1 protein-coding gene is annotated in these 1,113 nt (G+C 34.7%); it reads left to right on the plus strand.

All coding sequences use genetic code 11. The annotated features are described in order from the left end of the window. Positions 1-224 precede the first annotated feature (224 nt). Positions 225-1,070 carry a DUF72 domain-containing protein gene (locus V7024_RS12910; protein WP_335520535.1) on the plus strand — a complete coding sequence of 282 codons (846 nt, stop codon included), beginning with the start codon at positions 225-227 and terminating at the stop codon, positions 1,068-1,070. Positions 1,071-1,113 lie beyond the last annotated feature (43 nt).

Below are 1,113 nucleotides of genomic sequence, written 5' to 3' on the forward strand. Positions count from 1 at the left end.
TGCATAACAGCGACTTATAGGTTAAAAAATCAAAATAGATGTATATAGAAAAGTCTCTTAGATTTGTTATGGTTAATAAGAAGCTATAGGATACAATAGAATTTGTAAAGAGTGTAAACGTACAATGAATTGTTCATAAATGAAACAACGCTTTCAATTTGTTTTATTCCAATATATTATAATATGATTTTTGGATTTAGAGGTAGATAGGGGATGGTGTTCAAATGATTTCTATTGGGTTAACAGGATGGGGGGACCACGATTCTTTATATAAAGATGCATATGAAACGAAGCATAAACTGCAAACATACAGTGAGCATTTTCCCATTGTGGAAATAGATAGTTCTTTTTATGCTATGCAGCCTGTGAGAAATTATGAGAAATGGGCGATAGAAACACCGTCAAACTTTTCATTTATTGTAAAGGCTTATCAAGGAATGACAGGCCATATGCGCGGAGAAATTCCGTTTGCAAATATTGATGATATGTTTCACGCATTTAAAGAGTCAATCGCTCCCCTTCAAAAAGCCAATAAGCTAAAAATGGTATTATTCCAGTATCCACCTTGGTTTGATTGTCAAAAGAAAAATGTGGATTTATTACGTTATACAAAAGAGAAAATAAAAGATATCCCGTGTTCATTAGAGTTTCGGAATCAGACTTGGTTTTATCCACAATTTCGTAATCGAACGTTGGAATTTATGAAACAAGAAGGTTGGATTCATACAATTTGTGATGAACCACAAGCGGGAATAGGCTCTATTCCAATTGTATTAGAAGAAACGCATGAACAAATGACCTTAGTTCGGTTTCACGGACGCAATGTACACGGGTGGCTCGATAAGGGAGAGAACTGGCGGGCTGTTCGCTGCTTATATCGCTATAATAAACAAGAATTAAAAGAATGGGTAGAACGGATAGAAGAATTGAAAGCAAAAACAAAGGAAGTTTATCTGTTATTTAATAATAATTCTGGCGGAGATGCAGCAGATAATGCGAAACAACTCATGGATATGCTTGGCATTACGTACGGGGAACCTAAGCCTGAACAACTAAATTTATTTGAGTGAAGTGAAGTATCATTCATTACTAGTCAAAATAAAGTGAAACTTT

Source organism: Bacillus sp. JJ864 (assembly GCF_036963045.1).
Classification (GTDB): Bacteria; Bacillota; Bacilli; order Bacillales; family Bacillaceae_G; genus Bacillus_A; species Bacillus_A pseudomycoides_C.